Genomic DNA, 25,297 nt, shown 5'->3' on the forward strand with positions numbered 1-25,297 from the left:
GAACCGGGATGCGGGTCGCACGCCCGTGTCAGTGACCGCGGCTGCGGTACATCTGCCGTTGCCAGCGGGCGATGCTCTTCCACTCGCGTTCGCGCTCGGCTCGCAGCCTCGCGTCGGTGCGCGACGCGATCCACCCGTTCTCGCGAATCAGCTTGCGGTAGCTCGCAAGTCTGCGCTCGGGCAGTTCGCCGCGCTCCACCGCGTCGAGCACCGCGCAGCCGGGTTCCGTCCCGTGCGAGCAGTCCGCGAACCGGCACTGCGCCGCGAGTTCCTCGATCTCGGGAAACGTCTTGTCGATGCCGTCGGCGGCGTCCCACATGCCGACACCCCGCAGTCCCGGCGTGTCGATCAGGGCGCCTCCGTGGGGCAGCGGCAGGAGTTCACGGTGCGCCGTCGTGTGACGTCCCTTGTGATCGCCCTCGCGGACGCGTCCGGTGGCGAGCACGTCTTCGCCGAGCAACGCATTCGCAAGCGTCGACTTGCCCGCGCCGGACGGTCCGATCAGGGCGACCGTCCCGTCGATGACGGCGGTGAGGACGTCGATGCCGTCGCCGGTGTCGGCGCTCACCGCGAGCACGGTCGCACCCGGCGCCACCGCCGCCACTTCCGTGGTCGCGTGCGAAACATCCTGCACGGTATCGGATTTGGTGAGTGCGACCACCGGCTGGGCGCCGCTCTCCCACGCCAGGGCCAGCAGGCGTTCGATGCGTCCGAGATCGAGGGCGGTGTCGAGTGCGGCGGCGATCACCACCGTGTCGACGTTGGCCGCGAGGAGCTGGCCCTCCGACCGGCCGGACGCGGACGACCGGACGATCGCGCTGCGCCGGGGGAGCAGGTCGGCGACGGCGATCTCGTCGCCGTGACGGTGGAGCGTCACCCAGTCGCCGGTGCAGAGCGTGTGCTCGCCTGCGAGTGCGCGGACGACGCCGGCGGGTACGGCGACGTCGCAACGACCGCGGTCCACGCGGATCACCCGCCCGGGCTCGCGACCGTCGGCCGGGTAGTTGTCGAAGGTGTCGGAAAGTGTGTCGTTCCAGCCGTAGGGCAGGAGTAGTCCAGGGTCGAACATGGTGGGTGTGATCCTCGGGTCGATGAGCGCCGACCGGACCACTGCGCGGGTTCGGTCAGGCGAGGGGGAAGGGGGAGTGGACGCACACGGCGTCGACCGACGAGACAGTCATCGGACACTCACTCCTTCGCAACACATCGAGATTCTCAGACCGGAACCCCACGATGCTCCCACCGGGCGGACCCGGGCGCAACCGAATTACGGGCGCTCGAACCGCTCCTGACGGCCCAGCTTCCGCAACCGCATCCACTCCCGCAGACCCTGCGGATCCCGTCGCGTGACGAGGAAATACCAGCCGAACCGCACCCACTCCTGCGGCAGCAGCTTCCGCATGCCCGGCTGGGACAGCAGATAGCCGCGGTTGCGGTACGTGAAGAACCGTTTCGTCTCGTTGTCCGGGTACTGCGTGTGCATCCGGCCGCCGAGGATCGGCTTGAACTCCTCCGCGCCGTTCGGGTGCACGTACGCCGTCTGCAGGCAGGTGCCGAACGGCAGCCCCGACCGCACCAGCCGGCGATGCACCTCCACCTCGTCGCCGCGGACGAACAGACGCAGGTCGGGAACGCCGACCGTGTCGATCGCCGACGCGCGGAACAGCGCGCCGTTGAACAGCGACGCGATGCCCGGCAGCAGGTCGGCCGAGTCGTCGCCGTCGGCGAACAGCTCGGAGCGCAGCCGTCGCCACTCCACACCGCGGCGCAGCGGGAACGCGAGACGGTCGGGGTCGTCGATGTCGCAGACCACGGGGGAGACCTCGGCCAGCCCGTGCCGCTGCGCGCAGTCGAGCAGCGTCTCCAGGACCTTCGGTCCCTCGGGGCGGCCGTCGTCGTCGGCGAGCCACACCCAGTCGGCGCCGAGCGAGAGGGCGTACAGGATTCCCAGCGCGAAGCCGCCGGCCCCGCCCAGATTGTGCTGCGAACCGAGGTAGCTGGTGGGGATCCCGGACGATTCGACGAGTTCACGCACGTCGTCCTCGGCGGCGTTGTCCACGACCACCAGGTGGTCCAGCGGACGCGTCTGCGAGCCGAGGACCTTCAGCGATTCCGCCAGCAGTTCGCGGCGCTTGTGGGTGACGACGACACCGACGATCCGCTCGGCAGCAGCGCTCACGCGGACTCCGCCTCGGCTTCCGCGGCCGTGTGAACGGGACGCTCGTTCGATCTGTCGCTACGGGCGTCCCGTTCGGCCGAAGCGGTGAGCCCCGACTTCTCGCGGTCCAACTCGTAGATGACGTGGCGGACGTGGTCGGCGGCGTCGTCACCCTCGTACGCGCGGACGACGTCCTCGATGCCGCCCTGCTGCCGGATCCGACCGTGGTCGATCCACATGGCCGTGTCGCAGAGCTGGGCGAGGAACTCGTTGGAGTGGCTGGCGAACACCAGGATGCCGGACCGCTCCACCAGCGCCTGCAGACGCACGCGCGCCTTCTTCATGAACTCCGCGTCGACGGCGCCGATGCCTTCGTCGAGCAGCAGGATCTCCGGGTCGATGCTGGTGACCACGCCCATCGCGACGCGCACGCGCATACCGGTGGAGTACGTGCGCAGCGGCATCGACAGGTACTCGCCCAGCTCGGTGAACTCGGCGATCTCGTCCATCTTCGCGAGCATCTGCTTGCGGGTCTGCCCGAGGAACAGTCCGCGGATGATGATGTTCTCGTAGCCGGAGATCTCGGGGTCCATGCCCACACCGAGGTCGAAGACGGGGGCCACGCGGCCGCGGATGCTCGCGCTGCCGCGGGTCGGTTCGTAGATGCCGGACAGCAGCCGCAGCAGCGTCGACTTGCCGGCGCCGTTGTGGCCGACCAGGCCGATCCGGTCGCCTTCCTTCAGCGACAGGTTGATGTCGCGCAGGGCCTCGACGACCACGACGTCCGAGTTGTTGCGCCCGATCGACCCGCCGGCCTTGCCGAGGAACGCCTTCTTCAGCGACCGGGATTTGGCGTCGAAGATCGGGAAGTCGACGCAGGCGTCCCGCGTCTCGATACTCACATGTTCTGTCATTGCTTCAGACCCCTAAACCCAGTAGGGCACACGGGCCCGGTACTTGCGAAGCGCGAGGATGGCGGCGGCCCACCCGACGACGGTGATGGTCAGCACGATGTACCAGTGGTACGCCTGCTGGTCCTGCCCGATCATGGGCGCGCGCACGATGTCGAGGTAGTGGAACAGCGGGTTCAGCTCGGCGAGCTTGACGCGCTCGGCGGCCTGTCCGCCCTGCGCCTCGAGGCTCTGCGTCGTCCACATGATCGGTGTGAGCACGAACAGCAGCAGCGTCATGCTGCCGAGGATCGGCGCGATGTCCCGGTACCGGGTGGAGAAGATGCCGAACATGATCGACACCCACGCCGCGTTGACGACGATCAGCGCGATCGCGGGGATCGCGGCCAGCGACATCCAGGTCAGGTGCCGCCACACCCCGAACGCGAACAGCATGATCACGTAGATCACCAGGTTGTGGGCGAACAGCAGCAGCTGCCGCCACACCAGCCGGTAGACGTGGACGCTCAGCGCCGACGGCAGCTGTTTGATCAGCCCCTCGTTGGCGATGAACACCTCGGAGCCCTCGAGGATGCTCGCGCTGATCAGGTTCCAGACGATCAGACCCACGGTGACGTACGGCAGGAACTCGTCCAGCGGGATGTCGAGCAGGGCGGAGTACAGGATGCCCATCGCCGCGGCCTGCACGCCGGTCGCGATCGTGATCCAGAACGGGCCGATCACCGACCGCCGGTAACGCTGCTTGATGTCCTGCCAGCCGAGGCTCAGCCACAGCTCGCGCTGAGCGAAGCCGTCCCTGAGGTCCTTGAACGCGCGACGGAAGGTCTGCGAATCGGACGCCGGGAGCGGGCCGCCTGCGGCCTCGGTTTCGATAGCGGATGCTGACACGGGCACCGAGCCTACCGGGAGTCGAGTTCCATGCTGTTTCGCCCGTTGCTACAGGTACTGGCCGGTACCGCTCGACTGCGACCCCGGATCGTGATTGTGCGCCCCGTGCGGGTTGCCCATGCTGATGCCCGGAGGCAGTGCTCCCTGACGCATCTGCTCGAGCTGGGAGCGGGCCGCCATCTGCTGGGCGAACAGGGCCGTCTGGATGCCGTGGAACAGTCCTTCGAGCCACCCCACCAGCTGCGCCTGCGCGATGCGGAGTTCGGCGTCGGTCGGGACGGTGTCGTCCGTGAAGGGCAGGGTGAGGCGCTCGAGTTCGTCGCGCAGCTCGGGGGCGAGGCCCTGTTCGAGCTCGTGGATCGACGACTTGTGGATCTCCTTCAACCGGTTGCGGCTGGCATCGTCGAGCGGTGCCGCGCGCACCTCCTCGAGGAGCTGCTTGATCATGGTTCCGATGCGCATGACCTTGGCCGGCTGCTCCACCATGTCGGCCACCGACTCCGTGCCGTTCCCGATCCCGTCCCCGCCGGCTTCGGGGCCCTCGGGCTTGCTCGCGGCCTCGGCGACGGGGATGGCCATGGGCTGACCGTCGGGGCCGATCACGACGACGTGTTCATTCTCCGAGTTCGTCATGCCTCCATCTTGTCTGTTCCCGCTCGGCAGTGCGAAGGTGCGTCCGATTTGAGCCGTTTCCATCTTTGTTGCACTTCGCAACAATCGATGGCTGGCTTCGACCGTATTGACTTGGGGTCTTAGAGTGTCGGGCATGGCTTACGACGTTGCCCGCGTTCGGGGACTCATCCCCTCACTCGGCGACGGTTGGATCCATCTCGATCCGCAGGCCGGCATGCAGATTCCGGACGCGGTGTCGCGCACTGTCTCCACGGCCTTCCGGGCGTCTGCCTCTTCGTCGACCGGGCGACATGTGTCCAGCCGGCGCAGTGCGGCGGTACTCGATGCGGCCCGAGCAGCCGTCGCCGACCTGGTCGGAGGCGATCCCGCCGGGGTCGTCCTCGGACCCGACCGATCCGTTCTCCTCGCCTGGCTGGCGGAGTCGCTGAGCACGCGACTCGGCCTCGGAACCGGGCTGGTGCTCTCCCGCCTCGACGAGGAAGCGAACGTCGCGCCCTGGCTCAGAGTCGCCAGCCGCTACGGCGCCCAGGTGCGGTGGGCGGAGGTCGAGATCGAGACGTGCGAACTCCCCAGCTGGCAGTTCCAGGACCTCATCACGACCACGACGCGTCTCGTCGCACTCACCGCCGCATCCCCGATCGTCGGCTCGGCGCCCGACGTCCGCGTCGCCTCGGACCGCGTCCACGAAGTCGGTGGGCTGATGGTCGTCGACGCGATCGGCGCCGCCCCCTACGCGCACGTCGACATCAACGAACTCGGAGCGGACGTCGTCGCCGTGGGCGCCACCTCCTGGGGCGGACCGCAGGTCGGGGCACTCGTCTTCCGCGACCCCACCCTCCTCGACCGCATCCCCGCCGTGTCGCTCAACCCGTATGCGCGGGGTGTCGAACGTCTCGAGGTCGGGGTACACCAGTTCGCGCTCCTCGCCGGCCTCACCACGTCGATCGACTTCCTCGCGAACCTCGACGAGTCGGCCACCGGTTCCCGCCGCCAGAAGCTCGAGGCGTCCATCAGTTCGCTGCAGAACTACCAGGACACCCTGTTCGACCACCTCATGTCGTCGCTGAAGCGGCTACCGCAGGTCATGGTCATCGGGCGCTCGCCCAGCCGGGTTCCGACGCTCAGCTTCACCGTCGCCGGAGTCTCGGCCGACAAGGTCGCGTCGCATCTCGCCGACAAGCGCATCGCGACCGTCAGCGGGGTCCACGGCGGCTCCCGGCTGCTCGACGCACTCGGCGTCAACGACGAGGGCGGCGCCGTCACCATCGGTCTCGCGCCGTACACCACCCGGTACGAGATCGACCAGCTCGTGAACGAGCTCGCCACCCTGGGCTGACCCGCCGCCGGCTTTTGCCCGCTGTGCCCGCCGCCCTGCGGCGCCCAATGTGACATTCGTTTCGTTGGAGCGGACGAATGTCACATCGGGCGACGACGGCAGCCGGCCGACCGTCAGTTCCGCGGGATCGTCAGGATCACCTTGCCGACGGTCTCCGCCGAGTCCAGCAGTTCGTGCCCGCGCGGCGCCTCGGTGATGGGCAGTTCCGCCGAGACGATGGGATGGACCGCGCCCTCGGCGATCAGCGGCCACAGTCGCTTGCGGACGTCGGCGACGATGTCGGCCTTGCCCTCGTATCCCGACTCGGCCCGCCCCCGCAGTCCGGCCGCCGTCACGTGGCCGCGCTTGGACAGCAACTTGCCGAGGTCCAGTTCGCCCTTCCGCCCGCCCTGCATGCCGATGACGACGAGCCGGCCGTCGGCGGCGAGCACGTCGACGTTGCGGTCGAGGTACGAGCCACCCATGTTGTCGAGAATCACGTCGGCGCCGTGTCCGTCGGTCGCCTTGCGGATCTCGTCGACGAAATCGGCCTCGCGGTAGTTGACGAGGATGTCGGCGCCGAGTTCGCGGCAGCGCGCCAGCTTCTCCTCGGAGCCGGCGGTGACGGCCACCCGGGCCCCCAGCGCGACGCCCACCTGGATGGCGTGCGTCCCGATGCCGCCGCCACCGCCGTGCACCAGCAGCACGTCGCCGCGGGACAAGCCGGCGCCCATCACGACGTTCGACCACACCGTGCACGCGACCTCCGGCAGTGACGCGGCGACGAGCAGGTCCACCCCTTCGGGGAGTGGGAGAAGCTGCGACGCGGGGACGGCCACCTTCTCCGCGTATCCGCCGCCGGCCAGCAGCGCGCACACCTGGTCGCCGACGGACCACCCCGACACTCCCTCGCCGAGTTCGGCGATCGTGCCGGAACATTCGAGCCCGAGGACGTCGCTGGCTCCGGGCGGCGGGGGATAGAACCCCTGACGCTGCAGCAGGTCGGCGCGGTTGACGGCCGTCGCGGCGACGTCGAGGAGGACGTGACCGGGTGGGAGTTCCGGGTCCGGCTGCTCCGCCCATTTCATGACTTCGGGGCCGCCCGGTTGATCGATCGTGATCGCATACATGGGGACGACGCTAGCGAAATGCGCCGTCGCCCGGTGGCGGTGACCGATCACAGCGGCGCGCTCGGCGTTCCGGGGACCGCACGCTACTGGAAAGTAATGTCGCACTACTAGACTGTGAACCTGTGACAGCAGAAACCTCCGACGCCGAAGCCGCGACCAATTGGTTGACCCCGGCCGAGATGCGCGCCTGGCGCGGGTACATGGACGGCAACCAGCGGCTGATGGACGTCCTCAACCGGGATCTGCAGGAGAAACACGATCTGTCCCTGGCGGATTACCGCATTCTGGTGCTGCTGTCCGAGTCGCCGGACGGTTCGCTGCGCATGAGTGATCTCGCGGACGGCGTCCTGTCCTCCCGCAGCCGCCTCACCCACCAGATCCGGCGGATGGAAGCGCAGGGCATGGTCACCCGCGACACGTGCCTCGAGGACGGCCGCGGCGTGCTCGCCGTCATCACCGACGAAGGTCGCGCCCGGCTGGCCGAAGCGGCCCCCACCCATGTGGCCGGGGTGCGCAGCAACCTCGTCGATCTGCTCACCAAGTCTCAGCTGAAGGTTCTCGCCGAGGTGTTCGAACGCGTCGACAAGGCCATCGGCGACCGCTGACCGGTTGCCCGCCGGCGCCAGGGTACCGATAAGATCGCCCACGGAAGCGTGGCAGAGCGGCCGAATGCACTCGCCTTGAAAGCGAGCGTCGTGAAAGCGACCGGGGGTTCAAATCCCTCCGCTTCCGCAGAGTGAAGAGGCTCTGATCTGGTGATAGATACCAGGTCAGAGCCTTTTTCGTTCCTGTTGCTGGTCGGGGTCAGTCGGCCCGTGCCCACGTTTTGCCCACACTTGCCGCAGATCGAGCCTGATCGAGCGCGCTGCCCACCGCGTCGAGATCGTCGTCGAACAGTTCGGCGTACGTGTCGAGCGTCATCGCCGCGGACGCGTGCCCGAGCATCCGCTGCAGCGCCTTCACGTTGACTCCGGCCGATACGGCCAGGCTCGCTGCGGTGTGCCGCAGATCGTGCGGAGTGACCCGCGGGACACCGGCCTTCTCGACTGCCTTCGTGAACCAGCCCGTGAAGCTCACCGAGCGGCGCAGGTACTCGCCGTCGCGGCCGGGGAACACGAGGTCGTCGCGTTCCTTGCCCTCGCACTGGCGCGCCAGCTCAACCACGAGGAAGTCAGGGACGGGCACCGATCGACTCTTGCGGTTCTTCGGTGTACCGACGTGGACCTCCATGTTCACCTGGACGGCGTTCTCGATCACCGTCAGACGCTTCCGCAACAGATCGAGGTGCTTCACCCGTAGCCCGATCGCTTCGCCCCAGCGGACGCCCGTGTAAGCCAGGACGTAGACGAGCGTGCTCCGCTCACCGGCCGCCGCAGCGAGCTGGTCGACCTGGCCGTGAGTGAGGTAGACGCGCGGCTTCCGCTGCTTCCGGGGGAGGTTCTCGACGCCACGCGCGGGGTTCTTCGCGAGACGCTTCGACTTCACGGCGCTGTCGAGGATGCCGGCCAGCACGCCATAGGCGCGAATGACGACGGTCGCACCTTTGCCCTTCACCTTCTCGCCGTCGACGGTCCTCGTCCGCCCGAGGTCGGCAATCCAGCGCTCGACGGCATCGAGGTCGATATCCGACAGCCGCACGGTGCCCCAGCGTGGCTCGACGTGGATTCGCCAGGCCGTCTCGAGCGACTTGTACGCCGACGGCTTCAGATCGGACTCTTTGCGCTCGAGCCATGCGGGCCCGATCTCACCAACTGTGATCTGGCCGAGCTTCGGCGGCACGTACTCGCCGCGCATCTTCTCGACCTCGACCGTGGCGGCGAAGTCGTGAGCCTGTCGCTTGCTCGTGAAGCCGCGCTTGTCGGTCTGGCGCCGGTCTGGCGTTCGGTAGCGGACTCGCCAGCGCTTGCCGGCCTTCGTCTCGTAGCTCTCGATGGTGGCCATCAGTCATCCTCGTCCTCTCGCGCCAGGACGCTCTCGTCTGACTCGCTCACGCTCCACTTCACATCGCGCCCATCCGTCTCGATCGCGCGGTGGATCCATGTATGCCCAGGCTCGCTCCATGAGTCTCGCCGGCGCTTATCGCGCCTGATCTGCATGAAGTCAGGTAGCGAGCGCAGTGCGAACTCTAAATTGTTGTGGCCGTTTAGGGTTCGCACTCCCTCAAGGAAGTAGTGAACCGCCTCGACGGTCGACGGCACGCGTGCACCGGTGACTTCTGCGGCCACCTTGGAGTCCTGGCCTCTGGGTCGGAGGAGGGTATTAGGGGAAACGTCCAGGGCGATGGAGATCGCTACGAGGTCATCCACGTCGACACGACGGGCACCCCGCTCGATCTCACTCAGAGTGTTGTGCGCCATTGGCCGGCCGCCTTCGGTCATGCGGTCCGCGAGGTCGCGCAGTGTCAGCCTCAGTTCTTTACGCACGATTGCGATGTTCGTGCGCACGGTGTCGCCAGTTGGGCCGGTCTCAACTCGTCTTGTCGCCATTTTGCAGATTTTAGTTCAGAGCTTGCAGTACGCCAATTGATCGAGTAGAACTAAGCATGATCCGACCAACTGTTCACAATTTGCAGAATTGAGGCCGAGACTATGCCCGAATCGCCATTGGCTACCGCTGACGAGGCGGCAGAGTTCCTTCGCACCACGACCCAGCGGCTCGCTCAGGATCGCTACCAGGGGACCGGCCCGCGCTTCATCAAGCACGGCCGCCGCGTGCTCTACCGCTGGGATGACCTGCGCGCCTACGTGGACGCGAACACCTACCAGCGCACCGACGACCGCCCGGTTGCCGTCTGATGCCGGCCGACGCCGCCCACGAGAATGCCCCCGCCGCCCGGACCAGGGGCGACGAGGGCCGCGAGAACCGCACCAACACTCACCAAGGAGCAGCTCACATGCATACTACTGCCACTCTCCACGGCCGGATTGACTCCACATGCGTCCGAGACTCCAGCTCGGTGCACCCGAGCTTGAACCTCGCCCTGGGGTGCGACACCTGCAAGTCCGCGCCCGCCCGCTGGACTGCTCGCGTGCACGTCTGGCCGTGCCGCATGGACCACGTATTGATGTGCGGCACGTGCCTCGAGTATTACCGCGCGATCGAACTGCCGCAGCCATGCGCGGCCTGCGGCGAGCTGTTCGAGTCCCGCGGGCAGCTCGTTGGCTGCATCGCGCCGATCGGTGGTGCGTAATGACGACGACGGAGCGCAAGCGTCCAGGTCCGGCGCCGACGCCGGTGCCCGAGAATTGGCGGCCGTGGGTCGATCTCTTCGTGTCCGAGCAGTCGGCCGCGCGTCGCCGGGCTGAGACGATCCGTACTCGAGTGCACCACCTCCGGAAGCTCGCCTACGCGGTCCCTCAGGCCACCCCCTTGACGATCACTCGCGCCGACCTCGTTGCGTACACCTCGGCGCAGAGCTGGTCGCCGCACACCGCGCACAGCAACCGTGCGACGTTCCGAGTGTTCTTCCGCCTGCTCTGCGAACTGGGCCACCGGTCCGACGATCCGGCCCGCACGCTCCCGCAGGTCCGGCTGCCGCGCTCCCGCCCGCGACCGTGCCCTGATCACGTGGTGCGTCAGGCGTTCGCCGGCATCGCCGATCCGAAGGTTGTGCTGGCGCTGCGGATCGCGGTCGAGACCGGGCTGCGGCGCGCCGAGATTGCCCAGGCGAAGCCCGGCGACGTCGAGGGCAGGCCCGGCGACTACGCGCTCCATGTCGTCGGCAAGGGCGGGCATGAGCGCACCGTGCCGATCAGCGACGATCTGGCGGGCGCGATCCTCGAGTGCCGAACCGTGCACCTGTTCCCTGACGTCCTCGGAGGTGGGCACCTGACCCCGCGGCACCTGGGCAAGCTGATTTCGCGCGCCCTGCCGGGTGACTGGACGACGCACACTCTCCGACACCGCTTCGCGACGATGGCCTATCAGGCCGGGGGAGACCTCCGCGCGGTGCAGGAGTTGATGGGTCACACGTCACCGGTCACGACCGCGATTTACACCAAGGTCGCGGACGACTCGATGCGGTCCGCTGCGAGTGCTGCGCGCATCGACTACGGCGGTGATCGGTGATGCACCTGCTCACCGACCTCGTGATGGACGAGTTTCCCACGGTGAACCACGTCGCCGAGACCAAGCGGGTCAGGATCACCTTCGGGCTGAACGGGCACCTCTCGCTCACGATCGACGAGGCCGCACACCTGGTGGCCGAGCTGGCGGCCGCGCTCGGCGAGGCCCAGGGCGAGGAGGTGAGCCCACAGTGACTGTCCTCGAGGCCGTCCTGGCCGCACTCCTGCTCGCGCAGTCGACAGCATGGGTCTGCGTGGACTATCGGAGGTGGCCGAACTGACCTGAGTCACAACGTTTTTCAACAGGCCCGGTGCAACGAACCGTTGGAAAACAGTCAGTCGAGGGGCGCGAGTCCCGTAACTCGCGCCCCTCGATTTCCCAGAAAGGCAGGCAGACCGATGCCTGACATACAGGGTAACCACCGCCGACCGGTCAATCCGGCTCGTCGATCGACAAACAGGGAGCCGACTCAGTGACCGAATCGATGCGCTTCGACTGGCGTCGAAGGATCGTCCGCGATCGTCGGTTGACTCACGCCCAGCTGCGCGTGCTCCTCGAGCTGGAGTCGTACGCCAATGCTGACGGGACGAGGGCGCATCCCGGCGCGAAACTCATGTCATCGAACCTCGGTATTTCGGAGCGAACAGTCCGGCTGGCGCTGTCCCGCGGCGAGGAACTCGGACTGATCGTGAAGACCGAGGGAGGGCGTCGGGGGCGGGCCAGGAATCACGCGGATGTCTTCGCACTGGTGGAACCTCAGAGTTCCGGTATTCACGAAGAACTGCCGGAACCTCAGGGTTCCACCAGTCGAGCCGCGACTACCGGAAGTTTTGACACGACTACCGGAAGTTTTGACCCCGACTACCGGAACCCTGAGGTTCTAACCACCAGATCCTTTACACCAGATCCTCTTACACCAGATCCTTCTTCGTCTCACCTAAGTAACGCGCGCGAGAGTTCTGCGGCGATCACCGAAGAACGCGCAGAGATCGAAATTGACTCGGATGTCGACGACGCCGACTTCGCCGAGCTGCTGGGGGGAGTGCCGCGCGAGCCCGCGCGGCCGCAGGACACCCCCACCGTCTTCGGCGCCGAGGTCGACCCCGCGCTGAACCCCCTCGCGTGGATCGATCAGGAGTTGCCGGGCGGCTTCATGACCGGTGAGCGATCGCGGGCCCGCGATCTGCTCGCCTCCGGAAGCGACTACGGCTCGGTCCGATACGCAATCCTCAACGATCGCAACGCTCGCCGTCCCCGCGGACTGCGAAGGGCGCGTCCGTACATCGACCCACCGCATGCCCAGGAGGGCGCATGAAACACGACCGCACGGGAGAACGCGTCGATGACGCTCCCGCACCGAAAGTCCCGCACCACCCCGACTGCCGCAGTGGCTGGCTCGGTGAAGACCTCGACGGCCGGCCCGTGCCGTGCCTGCAGTGCCGTCCGCACCTGGCGCGCACCGCCGACATCAACGATTGCTCGAAGCGATGAGGTTCACCCCCGACAAGATCTCACCGCACTCAGTCCCGCGCTTCGGATGGCGGATGTGGAGGCTCAGCGAAGACGGTTACCTGACCTCGAAGTGGGGAGGACGCGAGTCGTACCGGTCCACGCTTGTCACTGCCGAATGTGCCGTGTACGGGTGCGTCGACGTTCCTGGTCCGAACTGCCGATGCGGAATCTACTTCGTCGAGGACATCGACGCGATGCTCCGAGAGACATTCCGACTCACCGAATTCGAGAGAAGCTACAACCCGGAATTTCCAATGCCAGTGCTGACACTGGTCGAACCGGTGGGCCGGACTGTCGATGCGCCAATCGAGCCGGTGTTCAGCGGTGCGAAGGTCTGGCGCGCGGCGCAGGTCCGACTCGCTGCCATCGTCATCGACACGAGGATGAGGCGGACGGAGCGCGCAGAACACCTCGCCAACGCCTACGGCATCCCCGTCCACGTGGGAATCACCCGGTACGCGTTACAGGCAGCAGAGGATGCCCACCGACTCTCTGCGCCACCCGCTGCCGGCCATCCCAGCCTGACAAACCCGTTCACCAGTGCCGACGTGGTTGGCATTGGAGGGATGATGGCCGATCGTTCAAGCGATCACGCTCACGCCCTTGCGCCGCGGTCGCGATGCGGTCACCCCGGTTGCAACAACATCACAGGGCAGGAGCTGTGCCCCATTCATCGTCAATCGGCAGGTCACTAGCTGTGCCACAGCCTGGCCCCCAGAAAGGAACTCGCGTGACCTACACCCAGATCGACGCAATGGACACCCCCTACTCGACCTTGCTCGAGCGCACGGGCGTCGACCCCCTCGCCGGACTGACGCTTCCGCAGCGTCGCGAACTCGACAGAATCGCTCGTGCGCGCCGAGGCTGCGCCTACGTTGACCTGTCTGACTTCGACGTGTGGGGCATGCTCGACGAGATGAGGGCAGACTGCGCCGCCCGTGATGAGCGAATCGCGCAGCTCAAGGCGGCCGCGGACGACGAGGACGATCGCGAATGAGACTCCTCACGCGCAACCTCGCCGCCGAGGTGAGCACCGACCCCGCGGCCAACCGTCCGATCACGCTCCGGTTCGCGGGACTCCACGTCGTCATGACCGCGGCCGAGGCCCGCGCCCTGGCCGACGAGCTGCACGACGCTGCCGAGAGGTCCGCGCCATGAGCGGACCTACCGTCCAGCGACTCGCCCCCGATGTCGTGCTACTCACCGGGCCCGCGGTCGGCGCGGTGCGGTTCGCTCTGGCCATCGCGCTCGCCGCCCGCCGCCGCAACGGGCTGCCTGTCCCAGTGCCTCTCGCCGAACTCGCAGCAGAACTGTCCGTCGGCGGACATACGGACGCAAAGGCGAAGGGTGGCAGCAACACTGAGCCGCGTCACATCACAACCGAGGAGGCGGCCCAGATGCTCGGATGCAGTAACCGGCAGGCCCGTCGTCTCGCCCCCCAGCTCGGCGGGAAGCTGGCCGGCGGCCGCTGGCTGCTCGACCGCGCTGCCGTCACCGAACACCTGGAAGGAAGAACCGCATGACGCCGACTCGACACGAGGTAGCCGACTACCTCGCCAGCCTGACCGACGACGAGTACACCACCCTGGCCACTGAAGCCCGCGGCACCAACGAGGCCCGCGCGTTCGTGCGCAACCTGTTCCACAAGGACGAGGAGACCCAGCAGTGACCACCCCCACCATCGTCATGCGGATGCTCGAGCAGGACTTCCCTCGAGCCGGTGCCGCCATCCCCCCCACGCTCACCGTCGCGCTCGCCGACCTGAACACCACCTTCGACACGTCGAATCAGGTGCTCGACTCCACAGACCCGACGTGGCGGGCCGAGTTGAGCGCCGCGGTCGCCGCTGCATTGTCCGCAGGAAAACCTCTCGCCGAGGACAAGACCGTGCGCACCTTGTTGATGAGCAGGCAGTTGCGGGACGTAGGTGTGCCCGGCATGGTCGCCGATCACGTCGAGCAGGAGCGTCGCCGCATCATCACCGATCACGCCGACGTGCTCTTCGGTGAACTCACCTCCGCGTTCGATGAAGCTGCCGACGCGATCGAGGCTGCCCGCGAAGTCATTCCCCGAGTCGACCTCTCCAGCCGAGGCGCACTGTCCAGCGTCCCGGCTGCTCACATGACTACGTGGGGCGAGGCGTACGACGCCGCGGGGCGTATCCGCACCATCGTCGGCCTGTGGACGATGCTCGCCACGTTCACTCGTCGCTTCGGAGCCCTTCAGAACGACCTGCGCCCCCTGCTGATCGCCGACCTCTCCGCCGATCAGCTCGACGAAATCCCGGCCCCGCGCAGCTACGACGCCCCCGTGCTGGCCGGCCAGCCACTCTCATTGGCCGATCCCGACGAACTCCTGCGGCGCTGCGAGCGTGTGCAGCAGGAATGGCACGAGCGGCAGCAGCGGCAGCTCGAAGGCAGCGCCCCGACCGGCTGGAACCGCGTCCGGTGACAGGCCCGCCCCCTCTGGTCAATCACGGACCAGGGGGAGGCACCCCCGCCCCGGTCGCGAGTCGCCTCTCACGGCATAGGCGGCCTTCTATCCACGGCACGCGAACCACATCGACCCTCAGGAGGTCAGAATGTCCAAGCCCCGGACCCCGGCCGGTCTCCGCGCCGCCGGCAAGCGCCTGTGGTCGTCGACCGTCGATGACTTCGAGCTTGCCGAACACGAACTCGGACTTCTCCTGCAGGCCTGCCGCACCGCCGACGCGCTCGACGCGCTGCAGAAGGCACTCGATCGCGACGGCGTGCTGAACAACTCATCGCAAGGTACCCGGGTACACCCTGCGCTGCCCGAGCTGCGTCAGCAGAGGATCGCTTTCGCCCGTCTGGTGGCCGCGCTGGGGCTCGAAAGTGGCGTGCAGGAGGATTCGGCACCGAAACAGCCGAAGCAGCCGCGTCGAGCGACGCGAGGCGTCTACGGCATCGCCGGAGTCGCGTCGTGAGGAGGCGCGTCAAGGCCGCCGGCCAGGTGCCCGCGGAGCTGCTCGACTTCGGGCTGTGGTGCAAGCACCGCGGGCACATCGGCTACGAGGAAGTCATATTCGATCAGTGGTGTGACGACCGCGCCGCCTGGTCGGATGCGCACGGCTGGCCTGGCGGCGACGATCAGCGACTGGCCGAGGAAGTCGTCGCCCCGGTCCCGGACGAGGACCCGTTCGATTGGAGCAAGATCTAGCCGGTGCAGATAGCTAGTCAGTAGCCTCATCGTCGGGCGGCCCGAATCGGAGGAGCCGCGCCGAGACGCAATGGGAGAGCTGTGACTGACAATCGCGAGTATGTGGAGAAGCCCGGCACTGGTGGGTACCGGGACTGGATCGGGACGGCCTCTGCCGAGGAAGACATCGTGAACGGCCCCGACCTGTACGAACTTGCCGGACTCGATCGGAGCAAGTGGTCGATCCTCGGCATGAATCTCTATGCCAGCGGCCGATTCCCCGACAAGGACGACGTGATCGTGTACGCGGTCAACACCGAGGAGATCGGCGTTGACACCTTCGACGAGATGCAGGCGTACGCAGCGCGCGAGAATGGCCTTCCGGTGTCGAGCATCATGCTGCACGATGTTGACCTTCGCACCGTCATCAGCTGCATGAAGTCGGTCCACATCCACTTCCGGCACAGCGGCCACATCGATTACCCGCTGTTCATCACCGAGCGAGTGGACCACCCGGCGCAGGAGAAGTAGGGACATCCCATGAAGGCCTTCGTCGCCCTGATCGCCGCAGTACTCCTGATCGGCTGGCTCCTGCACTACTGGCAGGCCGTTCTCGGCGCGGTTCTTGTCGGCGCTCTGGTCTACGCTGCCGCGCTCGGCGGGCGGTCCTGGTGGCGACGGCGTGCTGACCACCGCTGGCAACAGGAGCTGCTCGCCGACGAGGCGCAGCGGCAACATGAGCAGTACCTCGCCGGTGAGATGGCAGGGGTGTACGGCAACTTCCGTCCGGTCGACCTCGACCGAGTGCGGCCCCGCCTCCGCCGCCTGCCGTCGTCGCCGACCGCGTGGCGCGCTGGGCGGTAGGTGTAGGGGTTGCGCCGGGGTGACAGACCCCAGCGGTACGGTGACGCAATGGCAACCGAGCAGTTCGACGTGACCTTTGACGGTCCCGCGCTGGACGAGCATCGGATGGATGTTCGCGAGCTGGCACCGGCACTTCTGGCGCTGGCTGACGCATTCCAGACCGCCCAGACTGTGGTGGCGCCGGACGCACGCCGTGCGAATCTCGAAATAACCGCGTCGCGGGAGGGTTCGTTCGCAGTCGACCTTGTGCTGAACTCGAACCTGATCGACCAAGCGCTGAACCTGCTCGGCGGCCGGCATGTGACCGCGGCCGCGAACGGCGGTGGTCTACTCGGCCTGGTCTTGCTAGCGGTCAATGGCATCAAGTGGCTCCGCAATCGGACCTACACCAGCCAGGATATTGGCGACGGTACCGTTCGGATCACCACCGCGGACGGCGACAGCATTACCCTGCCCGCTGAATCCATCTCATTGGTCCAATCGAACGATTTTCGCCAGGCGACACAGCGATTCACCGCTCCGCTGAACTCGGAGGGGATCACGAGCGTGTCGATCGGCGGACCGAACTTTCCGCCGCTCATGATCGACCAGAGCGACCTTCCAGCATTCAATCCCAGTGCTGGTGACCTCACGGTGGTTTCCGATAACACGATCGAACAGGTCGTGACCGTTGACTCGGTTCCCTTCCGCGAGACGTTGCAGTGGCGACTCAATGACGGATCTACCAACTTCACGGCGACGATGCAGGACGCTGCCTTCCGCGACCGCATTCGTCGGCGTGACGTCCAGTTCGGTGAGGGCGACAAATTGCGCGCCGAGATACGAACTATCCAGACAATGGATACGAACGGGACGCTGACCACGCAACGCACGATCGAGAGAGTGATCGAGCACCTCCCCGGCCCGGTCCAGGGCAGCTTGTTCGATCACTGAGCCTTCTCCTCGCCGATCCTGCGCACGACCACCGGGCCGTTCTTCGCGGCCCACTCGGCGTTCTCGCGTCGATACCGAGCGACGCGACTCTCGCGGGGCACGTCGACCAGGCGGGACTTGGGTGGAAGCTCGAGGGCGCGCAGTGATTCGTCGATACGCGCGATTCTGCCCGACTTCTCGTGCCCACACTTTGCCCACACTTGCCCACGAATCAGCATGATTTAGTGGTAGTGAGCGAGCAATGAAAGCGCAGGTAGAGGCAATATCGGGCCTATATTCAGGGGCGCCAGAAGGGTTCAAATCCCTCCGCTTCCGCCAACGACCGGCAGCCCTGATCTGGTTTCTCTCCAGGTCAGGGCTGCCGGCGTTTGTTCACTTCTTCCGGGGTTTCGGTTGCTTCGGCGGCAGTGCGGCGATCTCGGCGAGCGCGCGTTCCACCCACGGTGTGGCGCGGTCCGGGGTGCCGCGCCACCGGTCCGGCAGGGCCAGGTACTCGCGCATCGGCTTTTCGCCCGGACCGAACGGGCCCGCGCCGTCGGACGACGCCAGCTCGTCCCTCGCCTGCTCGGTGAGCAGCCGGACCCCGACTTTCGGTCCGAGGAGCCCGGCGAACATGTTGCCGTTGACGAACGCGCCCAGGTTGCCGAACATCGGCTTCACCTCGACGCCGGGGACGTCGGGGATCAGGGACCGGAAGAACTGTTTGTCCTCCTCGGAGGGTTTCGGCATCTTCACTGTCTAGGATTCCTGACGTTCCTCTGGCGTCATGATGCTGAAGATCGCGCCCTGCGGGTCGGTGACGGCGGCCATGCGGCCGACGGTGGGGATGTCCATCGCTTCTTCGACGATCGTGCCGCCGAGTTCGACGACCTTCGCAGCGCTGGCGTCGACATCGTCGACGGCGAAGTACACCCGCCAGTGGTTCGGTGTGCCGGGCTTCATCGGCTCACCGCATCCGCCGACCTGGTCGTCGCCCACCTCCAACAGCGTGTAGGTGTACTCCGGTCCCATCGACATTTTCGACGAGGTGATCCCGAAGACGCTGTTGTAGAACGCGAGCGCCTTCTCCACGTCGCCGGTGTTCAGTTCGTTCCACAGGCAGGCGCCCGGGTCGCCGACGAGGGTGGCGCCGATGTGCTTGTTCGCCTGCCACAATCCGACGGCCGCCCCGGTGGGGTCGGTGACGAAGGACATGCGGCCCGCTTCCCCCACGTCGAACGCCGGCATCAGAACCTGGCCGCCTGCGCCGGGGACCTTCGCGAGCGTCGCGTCGACGTCGTCGACTGCGATGTAGGTGTTCCAGTTCGCCGGCGCCCCGGCCGCGGCCGCGTCGGGTTGTAGTGGCGCAATGGCGGCGACGTTCTCGCCGCGCACGGTGGCCATCGAGTAGACGGGGCCTTCGGGCATCGGCCGGTCGTCGTACTCCCAGCCGAGCAGTTCCGCATAGAACTCCTTGGCGGCGTCCTGATCGCTGGTTTGGAGGTCTACCCAGTCCGGTGTTCCCTGGGCGTATTCCGACTTGATGGGCATGACTGGACCTTTCCGTGTGAGGTGTCAGACCGCCGGGACGGGGTGGCGGCCGGTGTAGGCGATGAGCCGGGTGACCGCGTCGCTGGTGTGTGGGGCGGGTACGGGGTCGTCGAACCCGACGGCCTTCCTGCCTTCGGGCGTGATGATCTTGTGGGTCAGCGACAGCACGTATTCGGCGAGAGGCTCGGACACGGCGACCTCGCCTCCGATCGCTGCCGCGAAATCCCAGGCGTGAACGAGGAATTCGATGGAGAGGATCCCGGTGGCGACAGTGGCGGGGATGTCGTTCGGCCCGATCGTCACCGTGCCGTCCAGGCCGCGACTGCGCCACGCCTCCAGCGCGGGTTGGGCGAGGTCGGCGATTCTGGCCTCGACGGGTTTGCCGGGGTCGTCGTCGAACGTCGCGCCCGCCGCGCCGCCGAGGGCGGTGATCGAACCGACGAGATGATCGGCGAGCTGCGAGACGGTGAACTCGGTGCACGCCGTCTGCTTGGACATGTCGTCGGCCGTGACGTCGCGCAGGACACGTTGCACCGCGGCCAATGTCGCCTCGGCGCTGGACAGTTCGTCGAGCGGATCCGGAACGGCCGCCCAGTCGTCGGGCCCGGCGTCGCTCCTCTGCGCGGCGACGACGAGACGGTCGAGGTAATGGTTCCAGCCCTCCGCGTGGCGGACAGCCTGTTCTTCGGTGAGCCCGTCGTGCACGAGTCGCACCTCGGTCCCGCCGGCGGTGGGGGTGAGAGTCACCGTCACGGTGGACGATCCCGGTGGGAGTTCGTCGTCGCCTTCCCATCCCCACGTGTACACCACCCGCTTGCCGGGGACGATCTCACGGAAAGTGCCCGCGGCCGAATGCCCGGGAACGACGGTCCACCGGTACTCGCCGCCTGCCTGCAGGTCGACGCGGGCCGCGACGGTCTGCCATCGCCGCAATCGTTCCGGTCGGGTGACGAGGTCGAACGTGGCGTCCGGGTCCAGCGGGACGACGACGGTCTTGTCGAATGGCATCAGCTGTCTCCTTCGGAAGCTGCTTCCTCGGTGGCGTCCGCGACGAGGCGGTCGAGTTCGTCGATCCAGAAGGAGTCGAACAACGTGCGAAGTTGCGCGAGTCCCTGCGGGTCGAGCCGGTAGTACCTGAAGCGTCCGTCCTTACGCGCAGTGACCAGTCCGGCCTCGGTGAGCACCCGGAGATGTTGCGAGATCGCCGACCGGCTCGCGGGGAAGTGTGCGGCGAGGTTGTTGACGGTCTGTTCACCTGATGTCAGCAGTTGCATGAGGCGTCTCCGGGTGGGCTCAGCTGCGACTTCCAACTGATCGAGCACGATCAATACGTTAGTCGTGACTAACACGTTGTGCAATGGGTCTCGCCGCAGCGGTCGTGAGGTGGGAGAATTCAAAGCGACGAGGGAGTGAGAAATGACAACGTCAAGCCCCTGGCCCACGATTCACGACGAACGCCGCGCACTGGTGGACGACCTCGAACCGCTGACCGATACACAGTGGTCGACGCCGTCGCTCTGCGAGCGGTGGACCGTGCGGGACGTGTTCGCGCACATGACGGCGACGGAGAAGATGACGCCGCCGAAGTTCGTCGGAAAACTCGTCGGGTCGGGATTCCGGATCAACACCATGTTCGAGAAGGACATCGCACACGAGGAGGAAGGAACACCGGCGGAGTCGCTCGACGAGTTCCGGGCGCACATGGGTGACTCCACGCATCCGCCCGGCCCGATCGACGCCATGCTGGGCGAGATGATCGTCCACGGCGAGGACATCCGCCGACCGCTCGGCATCGCACACGAGTACCCGATGGACGCAGTCGTCCGCGTCGCCGACTTCTACAAGAACTCGAACCTGCTGATCGGGTCGAAATCCCGGGTCGCGGGACTGACGTTGCGGGCAACCGACACCGACTGGTCCACCGGATCGGGTCCCGAGGTGTCCGGCCCGATGCTGGCGCTCGTGCTGGCGATGACGGGTCGCCGCGCGGCCCTCGACGAACTCGGCGGCGACGGTCTCGACCAGCTGAAGTCCGCCCTGCCCAAGTAACGGCCCGGCATCCACACGCATCCCTTCTGCGTAGCCGCACCCGTATCAGCCTCGGAAGGGGTGCGGCTGCGTGAAACGGGTGCGTCTGTCGAGGCGGATGAGCCGGGACGACCGGCCGCGGACCGTGATGACTACAACGTGATCACGCTGGGGCACACAGCTGTCACAAAACCTCTAAGCTCTTGTTGACCGGACGCATTTTGTACTGTGCAATCGGGGTCCACACAGTCCGGGGAAGAGGGATTTCTTTATGCGTCGCGAAGCATTGGCTGCCGTCGGTCTGGCAGTGTCACTGACCCTCATGGGGCCGGCGTTCACTGCGGTGGCCGATCCGGTGCCTGCTCCGGTCGCGCCTCCGGGAAGTGGCGTCGCGAGAGTCGACAAGATCGTCCCGCTCACCGACACCCGTAGTGCCGTGTTCATCAATTCCCCCGCCATGGGCCGCGTCGTGCAGGTGCAGGTGCTGCATCCCGCCGGTGGCGGGTCGAGGCCGTCGCTGTACCTGCTCGACGGGGTCAGCGCCGGCGCCGAGTCGGACTTCCGGGAGAGCACCTGGACGCAGAAGACGGACGTGGTCCAGTTCTTCGCCGACAAGAAGGTCAACGTGGTGCTCCCGGTGGGCGGCACCGCCAGCTACTACACCGACTGGCAGCAGCCCGACCCCACGCTGGGTGTCAACAAGTGGGAGACGTTCCTGGCCAACGAACTCCCGCCGATCATCGACAAGAACTTCAGCGGCAACGGCGTCAACGCCGTCGCGGGTGTGTCGATGGGCGCGATGGGCGCCGCCAACCTCGTCACCCGGCATCCGCAGCTCTACCGCGGACTCGCCGCCTACAGCGGATGCCTCGACAACTCCCAGCCCAGCTCGCGGGACTCGGTGCGGGGCACGGTGGCGTTCAAGGGCGGAAACCCGGCCAACATGTGGGGTCCCGACACCGATCCGGCCTGGACCGCGCACGACCCCTCGGTGAACGCCGAAGCTCTGCGGGGCAAGCAAATCTACATCTCGACGGGCAACGGGCTCCCCGGACCGTACGAGATCAGCGGAGACATCGCGTCCACGATCGCGGTGGGCGGCCCCCTCGAGGCGGCGGCGAACGTCTGCACGCAGACGTTCCAGCAGCGGATGTCCCAGCTCGCGATCCCGGCGACGTTCGTCTACCGCAACGTCGGCACCCATTCGTGGCCGTACTGGCAGGACGAACTGCGCACCTCGTGGCCCGTCCTGAAGAGTGCGCTCGGCGTCTGACGGCGTTCCTATCCGACCACCGTGATCCGGTCGGTGTTCGGCGGTGGCACCGGTGAATTCGTCCCCAGGTAGGCCGTGAAGGCGTCGAGGTCGCAGCCCGCGTGCACGGCCTCGGCGCGGGTGCGGAAGGCGTCGAAGCCGTCGCCGCCATCGGCGAGGAACTTGTTGACGGCCACCCGGTAGGTGCCGTCGGGGACGACGGCGCCGCCGTTCACGCGAATGTCCGAGATGCGTTCGCCGACAGTCGCCGAACGGTTCATGGTGTACGTCAGCGAACTCGACGGGGCGAGGATCCGCTCCGTGATCGTGCCGTCTCCCCGCGGCTGGAACTGCTGCTCCAGCGCAGTTTTCAGAGTCGCGCCGGTGACCGCCAGGACCTCGAGGGTGTTGCCGAAGGGTTGAGCGGCGTAGGTCTGCCCGTAGGTGACGGCGCCCTCCGGGCCCCGCAGCAGATCCTCGCGGAGCCCGCCGGGGTTGGTGAGTGCCACCTGGGCGCCGTGCCCGGACCCCGCCGCAAGCTGGGCGTCGGCGACGACGTTGCCGAGGGTGGACTCGCCGCTGCCGGTCTCGTCGCGGGTCAGGTCGCCCGTCAACGACGCCACACGCGCCGCACCGATCTCGGCGGCCTGAGCGGCGGCACCGTCGGCGAGCGCCTGGATGCCGGGGTCCGACGGGATGTCGTGGGTGACCACCTGGTTGAACGCCGACGCGCGGTCGCGCAGGACGTCGCGGGTGGTGCGGTCGATCGACACGTCGACCACCGAGACGATGCGGCCGTGCGACGCGCCCTGCATCATGACGCGCGGGTTGCCCATCGGGTCGGGAAACGAGCAGTTGTATTGCTGGTGGCTGTCGGCCGTGAAGATGACGTCGACCTTCGGGGATGCCCGCAGCGCGAGGTCGCGTGCGGGTCCGGATGTCACCTCGCACGAGTTGGGGCCGTTGTCGGCGACGGGTTCGGCTCCCTTGTGCATCAGCAGCACGATGGCCCGCACGCCGAAGAAGTCGAGGAGGTCCGCGGTCCGGTCGACGGCGGCGAGTTCGTCCGTGAAGCGCAGCCCGCCGACCCCCTCCATGGTCACCATTGTTGCGGTGTCGGCGGGCATGGTCGCGATGACCCCGACCGGGATTCCCTCGACGTAGTCGACGGTGAACGGCAGGGTCGCGGGCGCGCCGTCGTCGAACTCCATGTTCGCCGCGAGGAGCGGGAAGTTCGCGCCCTCGAACGTGTTTCCGAACCGGCAGCCGTCGGCGGGATGGCAGCCACCGGTCTGCATGCGCCGGAACTCCGGGTAGCCCTCGTCGAGTTCGTGATTGCCGATCGCGGATGCGTCGACGCCCATCCTGTTGAGCAGGTGCACGGTCGGTTCGTCGTGGAACATCGCGGATTCGAGCGCCGACGACCCCCAGTTGTCACCCACCGAATACAGCAGTGAATGGGTCGCCTGGCCGCGCAGCTGGTCGACGTATGCGGCGAGGTAGGCGGCGCCGCCGGCCGGGACCAGCGAGCCGTCGGCGTGCTTCACCTGACTGCGGACGCCGGGCGGCGGCTCGAGGCTGCCGTGGAGGTCGTTGAAGGCGAGGAGCCGGACGGAGACCGGAGCGTCCTGCGCCTGCGCCGCGGACAGACCCGACGTCACCGAGATCGCCAGCGCCATCGCGAGTCCGGCAGCAGGCACAGCTGTGCGGAGCGCGGCGCGGCGACGCATGTAGGGGCTCCCTTCGGCAAAACCTCACTGAGTCTGCCAACAGGGAGTCACGGGCGTTATACCCGTGGGTAACGTTTACGTCTCGAGCGTTACGCCCGGACCGCGACGTTCGCGATCGAGCGTGCCTCGGTGCTCGTCGCGAAGGCGAGAAACGCGTCGTTCTCCTCGGGGTCGCCGATCGTGATCCGCACCCCGTCGTCGCCGTACGGGCGCAGCAGCACACCGGCCTCGGCGCTGGCGGCGGCGAACGCCCCGGAGTGGGCGCCCAACGGGAGATAGACGAAGTTGGCGGCCGATTCGGGCACCTCGTACCCGGCGGCGAGCAGGGCGTCGCGCACCCGGCCCCGCTCGGCGACGACGCCGTCCGTGCGTGCCAGAAGTTCTCCGGACGCGGCCAGCGACGCGATGGCGGCGGCCTGCGCGACGGCATTGACCGCGAACGCGATGTGCACCTTGGTCAGCGCGGTGACGACCGCGGGATCGGCGACCGCGTACCCCACGCGGATGCCGGCGAGGCCGTACGCCTTGGAGAACGTGCGTAGCACCACCACGTTGGGGCGTCCGCGGAACAGTTCGATGCCGTCGGCGTCGGACCGGCTGTACTCGAAGTAAGCCTCGTCGAGGGCCACCAGGACGTCGGCGGGCACGGCGTCGAGGAACCGCTCGAGTTCGGCCTTCGTCAGCGCGTTGCCGGTGGGGTTGTTCGGGTTGCAGACGAAGATCAGCCGGGTGCGGTCGGTGATCGCGGCCAGCATCGCGTCGAGGTCGTGACCGTGGTCGGCGGTCAGGGGAACCTTGACGGGTGTTGCCCCGGCCACCTGCGTGACCACGGGGTAGGCCTCGAACGACCGCCACGCGAAGATGACCTCGTCACCGTCGTTGCACGTGGCCTGCACCAACTCCTGGCACAGGCTCACCGAACCGCAACCCGCGGCGATGTTCTCGGTGGCCACCCCGAGGTGGTCGGCGAGTGCCGCGATCAGGGCGACATGGCCGTTGTCCGGGTAGCGGTTGGCGTTGGCGGCGGCGTCCGCGATGGCGTCGCGCACACTCGGCAACGGGCCCAGCGTGGTCTCGTTGCTCGCCAGCTTGATCGCGCCCGGAAAGTTCTTGCCGGGGATGTAAGCCGGGATCGTGTCGAGGTCTGCCCTGGTTCGCGGAGTCACCAGGCGATTATGCGCCTCCCGAT

Annotated in this window: 35 protein-coding genes and 1 tRNA gene; 21 read left to right on the plus strand and 15 right to left on the minus strand. The window is 67.2% G+C overall.

The window, feature by feature from the left end; translation table 11 throughout:
- Positions 1 to 28: 28 nt before the first annotated feature.
- The 5 genes from rsgA to DTA22_RS27965 form a co-directional block, all read right to left on the minus strand.
- Complete coding sequence (gene rsgA, locus DTA22_RS27945) at positions 29 to 1,111, minus strand: ribosome small subunit-dependent GTPase A (protein ID WP_112301618.1); 1,083 nt, start codon at positions 1,109 to 1,111, stop codon at positions 29 to 31.
- Between the two features lie 156 nt (positions 1,112 to 1,267).
- Complete coding sequence (gene glfT1 / locus DTA22_RS27950; protein ID WP_037228110.1) at positions 1,268 to 2,179, minus strand: galactofuranosyltransferase GlfT1; 912 nt, start codon at positions 2,177 to 2,179, stop codon at positions 1,268 to 1,270.
- Entirely contained in the window at positions 2,176 to 3,072 is an 897-nt protein-coding gene (gene wzt, locus DTA22_RS27955; RefSeq protein WP_112301619.1) for a galactan export ABC transporter ATP-binding subunit Wzt/RfbE, read from the minus strand. Before wzt ends, glfT1 begins: the two co-directional genes overlap by 4 nt.
- Positions 3,073 to 3,084: 12 nt before the next feature.
- A complete protein-coding gene (gene wzm, locus DTA22_RS27960) occupies positions 3,085 to 3,957 on the minus strand; it encodes a galactan export ABC transporter permease subunit Wzm/RfbD (RefSeq protein ID WP_112301720.1) in 873 nt (290 codons plus the stop codon).
- Between the two features lie 48 nt (positions 3,958 to 4,005).
- Positions 4,006 to 4,590, minus strand: coding sequence for a bacterial proteasome activator family protein (locus DTA22_RS27965; RefSeq protein ID WP_037228106.1), 585 nt, complete (start codon positions 4,588 to 4,590; stop codon positions 4,006 to 4,008).
- Positions 4,591 to 4,723: 133 nt separating this feature from the next.
- Here DTA22_RS27965 and DTA22_RS27970 point away from each other — a divergent pair, with 133 nt between their 5' ends.
- Positions 4,724 to 5,926 (plus strand): cysteine desulfurase-like protein, encoded by a 1,203-nt coding sequence (locus DTA22_RS27970; RefSeq protein WP_025431672.1) that lies wholly within the window; start codon positions 4,724 to 4,726, stop codon positions 5,924 to 5,926.
- Between the two features lie 113 nt (positions 5,927 to 6,039).
- On the opposite strand, the gene DTA22_RS27975 is transcribed toward DTA22_RS27970, so the two are convergent.
- Positions 6,040 to 7,035: an NAD(P)H-quinone oxidoreductase gene (locus DTA22_RS27975; protein ID WP_112301721.1), complete on the minus strand. Its 996-nt coding sequence runs from the start codon at positions 7,033 to 7,035 to the stop codon at positions 6,040 to 6,042.
- Between the two features lie 122 nt (positions 7,036 to 7,157).
- Between DTA22_RS27975 and DTA22_RS27980 the strand changes: the two genes are divergently transcribed.
- A complete protein-coding gene (locus DTA22_RS27980; RefSeq protein WP_005248780.1) occupies positions 7,158 to 7,640 on the plus strand; it encodes a MarR family winged helix-turn-helix transcriptional regulator in 483 nt (160 codons plus the stop codon).
- A 42-nt stretch (positions 7,641 to 7,682) separates the two neighbouring features.
- Positions 7,683 to 7,767: transfer RNA gene (locus DTA22_RS27985), tRNA-Ser, on the plus strand.
- A gap of 72 nt (positions 7,768 to 7,839) precedes the next feature.
- Here the strand turns inward: DTA22_RS27985 and DTA22_RS27990 are convergent.
- Together DTA22_RS27990 and DTA22_RS27995 are read right to left on the minus strand one after the other, a co-directional pair.
- A complete protein-coding gene (locus tag DTA22_RS27990; RefSeq protein WP_112301620.1) occupies positions 7,840 to 8,976 on the minus strand; it encodes a tyrosine-type recombinase/integrase in 1,137 nt (378 codons plus the stop codon).
- Complete coding sequence (locus DTA22_RS27995; protein WP_112301621.1) at positions 8,976 to 9,521, minus strand: helix-turn-helix domain-containing protein; 546 nt, start codon at positions 9,519 to 9,521, stop codon at positions 8,976 to 8,978. Before DTA22_RS27995 ends, DTA22_RS27990 begins: the two co-directional genes overlap by 1 nt.
- A gap of 117 nt (positions 9,522 to 9,638) precedes the next feature.
- Between DTA22_RS27995 and DTA22_RS28000 the strand changes: the two genes are divergently transcribed.
- The 16 genes from DTA22_RS28000 (at position 9,639) to DTA22_RS28070 (ending at position 17,568) form a co-directional block, all read left to right on the plus strand.
- On the plus strand, positions 9,639 to 9,830 hold the full coding sequence (locus DTA22_RS28000; RefSeq protein WP_409372730.1) for a DNA-binding protein: 192 nt from the start codon (positions 9,639 to 9,641) through the stop codon (positions 9,828 to 9,830).
- Between the two features lie 394 nt (positions 9,831 to 10,224).
- On the plus strand, positions 10,225 to 11,103 hold the full coding sequence (locus tag DTA22_RS28010; protein ID WP_112301624.1) for a tyrosine-type recombinase/integrase: 879 nt from the start codon (positions 10,225 to 10,227) through the stop codon (positions 11,101 to 11,103).
- A complete protein-coding gene (locus tag DTA22_RS28015; protein WP_115948483.1) occupies positions 11,103 to 11,294 on the plus strand; it encodes a hypothetical protein in 192 nt (63 codons plus the stop codon). The genes DTA22_RS28010 and DTA22_RS28015 overlap by 1 nt, the downstream gene beginning before the upstream one ends.
- Before the next feature lie 278 nt (positions 11,295 to 11,572).
- Entirely contained in the window at positions 11,573 to 12,415 is an 843-nt protein-coding gene (locus DTA22_RS28020) for a helix-turn-helix domain-containing protein (RefSeq protein WP_146777803.1), read from the plus strand.
- Positions 12,412 to 12,591: a hypothetical protein gene (locus DTA22_RS28025; protein WP_112301627.1), complete on the plus strand. Its 180-nt coding sequence runs from the start codon at positions 12,412 to 12,414 to the stop codon at positions 12,589 to 12,591. The genes DTA22_RS28020 and DTA22_RS28025 overlap by 4 nt, the downstream gene beginning before the upstream one ends.
- Positions 12,588 to 13,307: a hypothetical protein gene (locus tag DTA22_RS28030; protein ID WP_112301628.1), complete on the plus strand. Its 720-nt coding sequence runs from the start codon at positions 12,588 to 12,590 to the stop codon at positions 13,305 to 13,307. Before DTA22_RS28025 ends, DTA22_RS28030 begins: the two co-directional genes overlap by 4 nt.
- Before the next feature lie 35 nt (positions 13,308 to 13,342).
- Positions 13,343 to 13,609 (plus strand): hypothetical protein, encoded by a 267-nt coding sequence (locus DTA22_RS28035; protein ID WP_112301629.1) that lies wholly within the window; start codon positions 13,343 to 13,345, stop codon positions 13,607 to 13,609.
- Complete coding sequence (locus DTA22_RS36125) at positions 13,606 to 13,770, plus strand: hypothetical protein (protein ID WP_160118536.1); 165 nt, start codon at positions 13,606 to 13,608, stop codon at positions 13,768 to 13,770. Before DTA22_RS28035 ends, DTA22_RS36125 begins: the two co-directional genes overlap by 4 nt.
- Positions 13,767 to 14,135, plus strand: a complete 369-nt coding sequence (locus tag DTA22_RS28040) for a helix-turn-helix domain-containing protein (protein WP_112301630.1) — start codon at positions 13,767 to 13,769, stop codon at positions 14,133 to 14,135. The genes DTA22_RS36125 and DTA22_RS28040 overlap by 4 nt, the downstream gene beginning before the upstream one ends.
- Positions 14,132 to 14,281, plus strand: coding sequence for a hypothetical protein (locus DTA22_RS36130; RefSeq protein ID WP_160118537.1), 150 nt, complete (start codon positions 14,132 to 14,134; stop codon positions 14,279 to 14,281). The genes DTA22_RS28040 and DTA22_RS36130 overlap by 4 nt, the downstream gene beginning before the upstream one ends.
- The gene (locus DTA22_RS28045; protein WP_112301631.1) at positions 14,278 to 15,063 is read left to right on the plus strand and encodes a hypothetical protein; all 786 of its coding nucleotides are present in this window, start codon (positions 14,278 to 14,280) and stop codon (positions 15,061 to 15,063) included. The genes DTA22_RS36130 and DTA22_RS28045 overlap by 4 nt, the downstream gene beginning before the upstream one ends.
- 130 nt (positions 15,064 to 15,193) lie before the next feature.
- Positions 15,194 to 15,559 carry a terminase gene (locus DTA22_RS28050; RefSeq protein WP_112301632.1) on the plus strand — a complete coding sequence of 122 codons (366 nt, stop codon included), beginning with the start codon at positions 15,194 to 15,196 and terminating at the stop codon, positions 15,557 to 15,559.
- Positions 15,556 to 15,792: a hypothetical protein gene (locus DTA22_RS28055; RefSeq protein WP_112301633.1), complete on the plus strand. Its 237-nt coding sequence runs from the start codon at positions 15,556 to 15,558 to the stop codon at positions 15,790 to 15,792. Before DTA22_RS28050 ends, DTA22_RS28055 begins: the two co-directional genes overlap by 4 nt.
- An 81-nt stretch (positions 15,793 to 15,873) precedes the next feature.
- Positions 15,874 to 16,302, plus strand: coding sequence for a hypothetical protein (locus DTA22_RS28060; RefSeq protein WP_112301634.1), 429 nt, complete (start codon positions 15,874 to 15,876; stop codon positions 16,300 to 16,302).
- Positions 16,303 to 16,311: 9 nt separating this feature from the next.
- Complete coding sequence (locus DTA22_RS28065) at positions 16,312 to 16,635, plus strand: hypothetical protein (RefSeq protein ID WP_112301635.1); 324 nt, start codon at positions 16,312 to 16,314, stop codon at positions 16,633 to 16,635.
- Positions 16,636 to 16,683: 48 nt separating this feature from the next.
- Complete coding sequence (locus DTA22_RS28070) at positions 16,684 to 17,568, plus strand: hypothetical protein (RefSeq protein ID WP_112301636.1); 885 nt, start codon at positions 16,684 to 16,686, stop codon at positions 17,566 to 17,568.
- Here the strand turns inward: DTA22_RS28070 and DTA22_RS28075 are convergent.
- From DTA22_RS28075 to DTA22_RS28095, 5 genes are all read right to left on the minus strand, one after another.
- Entirely contained in the window at positions 17,562 to 17,786 is a 225-nt protein-coding gene (locus tag DTA22_RS28075) for a hypothetical protein (RefSeq protein ID WP_146777804.1), read from the minus strand. The genes DTA22_RS28070 and DTA22_RS28075 overlap by 7 nt on opposite strands.
- Before the next feature lie 154 nt (positions 17,787 to 17,940).
- Complete coding sequence (locus tag DTA22_RS28080) at positions 17,941 to 18,303, minus strand: TfoX/Sxy family protein (protein WP_112301638.1); 363 nt, start codon at positions 18,301 to 18,303, stop codon at positions 17,941 to 17,943.
- A 3-nt stretch (positions 18,304 to 18,306) separates the two neighbouring features.
- Positions 18,307 to 19,098: a VOC family protein gene (locus DTA22_RS28085; protein WP_037228102.1), complete on the minus strand. Its 792-nt coding sequence runs from the start codon at positions 19,096 to 19,098 to the stop codon at positions 18,307 to 18,309.
- Between the two features lie 24 nt (positions 19,099 to 19,122).
- Positions 19,123 to 20,106, minus strand: coding sequence for a TIGR03086 family metal-binding protein (locus tag DTA22_RS28090; RefSeq protein WP_037228099.1), 984 nt, complete (start codon positions 20,104 to 20,106; stop codon positions 19,123 to 19,125).
- Positions 20,106 to 20,372, minus strand: coding sequence for an ArsR/SmtB family transcription factor (locus DTA22_RS28095; RefSeq protein ID WP_245973379.1), 267 nt, complete (start codon positions 20,370 to 20,372; stop codon positions 20,106 to 20,108). The genes DTA22_RS28090 and DTA22_RS28095 overlap by 1 nt, the downstream gene beginning before the upstream one ends.
- Before the next feature lie 142 nt (positions 20,373 to 20,514).
- Between DTA22_RS28095 and DTA22_RS28100 the strand changes: the two genes are divergently transcribed.
- Both DTA22_RS28100 and DTA22_RS28105 read left to right on the plus strand, forming a co-directional pair.
- The gene (locus tag DTA22_RS28100) at positions 20,515 to 21,147 is read left to right on the plus strand and encodes a maleylpyruvate isomerase family mycothiol-dependent enzyme (RefSeq protein WP_037228094.1); all 633 of its coding nucleotides are present in this window, start codon (positions 20,515 to 20,517) and stop codon (positions 21,145 to 21,147) included.
- 250 nt (positions 21,148 to 21,397) lie between these two features.
- The gene (locus tag DTA22_RS28105; protein ID WP_037228092.1) at positions 21,398 to 22,399 is read left to right on the plus strand and encodes an alpha/beta hydrolase; all 1,002 of its coding nucleotides are present in this window, start codon (positions 21,398 to 21,400) and stop codon (positions 22,397 to 22,399) included.
- Between the two features lie 8 nt (positions 22,400 to 22,407).
- Here the strand turns inward: DTA22_RS28105 and DTA22_RS28110 are convergent, their stop codons facing one another.
- Both DTA22_RS28110 and hisC read right to left on the minus strand, forming a co-directional pair.
- Positions 22,408 to 24,108 (minus strand): bifunctional metallophosphatase/5'-nucleotidase, encoded by a 1,701-nt coding sequence (locus tag DTA22_RS28110; protein WP_112301639.1) that lies wholly within the window; start codon positions 24,106 to 24,108, stop codon positions 22,408 to 22,410.
- Positions 24,109 to 24,197: 89 nt separating this feature from the next.
- A complete protein-coding gene (gene hisC / locus DTA22_RS28115; protein ID WP_037228421.1) occupies positions 24,198 to 25,274 on the minus strand; it encodes a histidinol-phosphate transaminase in 1,077 nt (358 codons plus the stop codon).
- Positions 25,275 to 25,297: the final 23 nt, after the last annotated feature.

Source organism: Rhodococcus wratislaviensis (genome assembly GCF_900455735.1).
Lineage (GTDB): Bacteria > Actinomycetota > Actinomycetes > Mycobacteriales > Mycobacteriaceae > Rhodococcus_F > Rhodococcus_F wratislaviensis.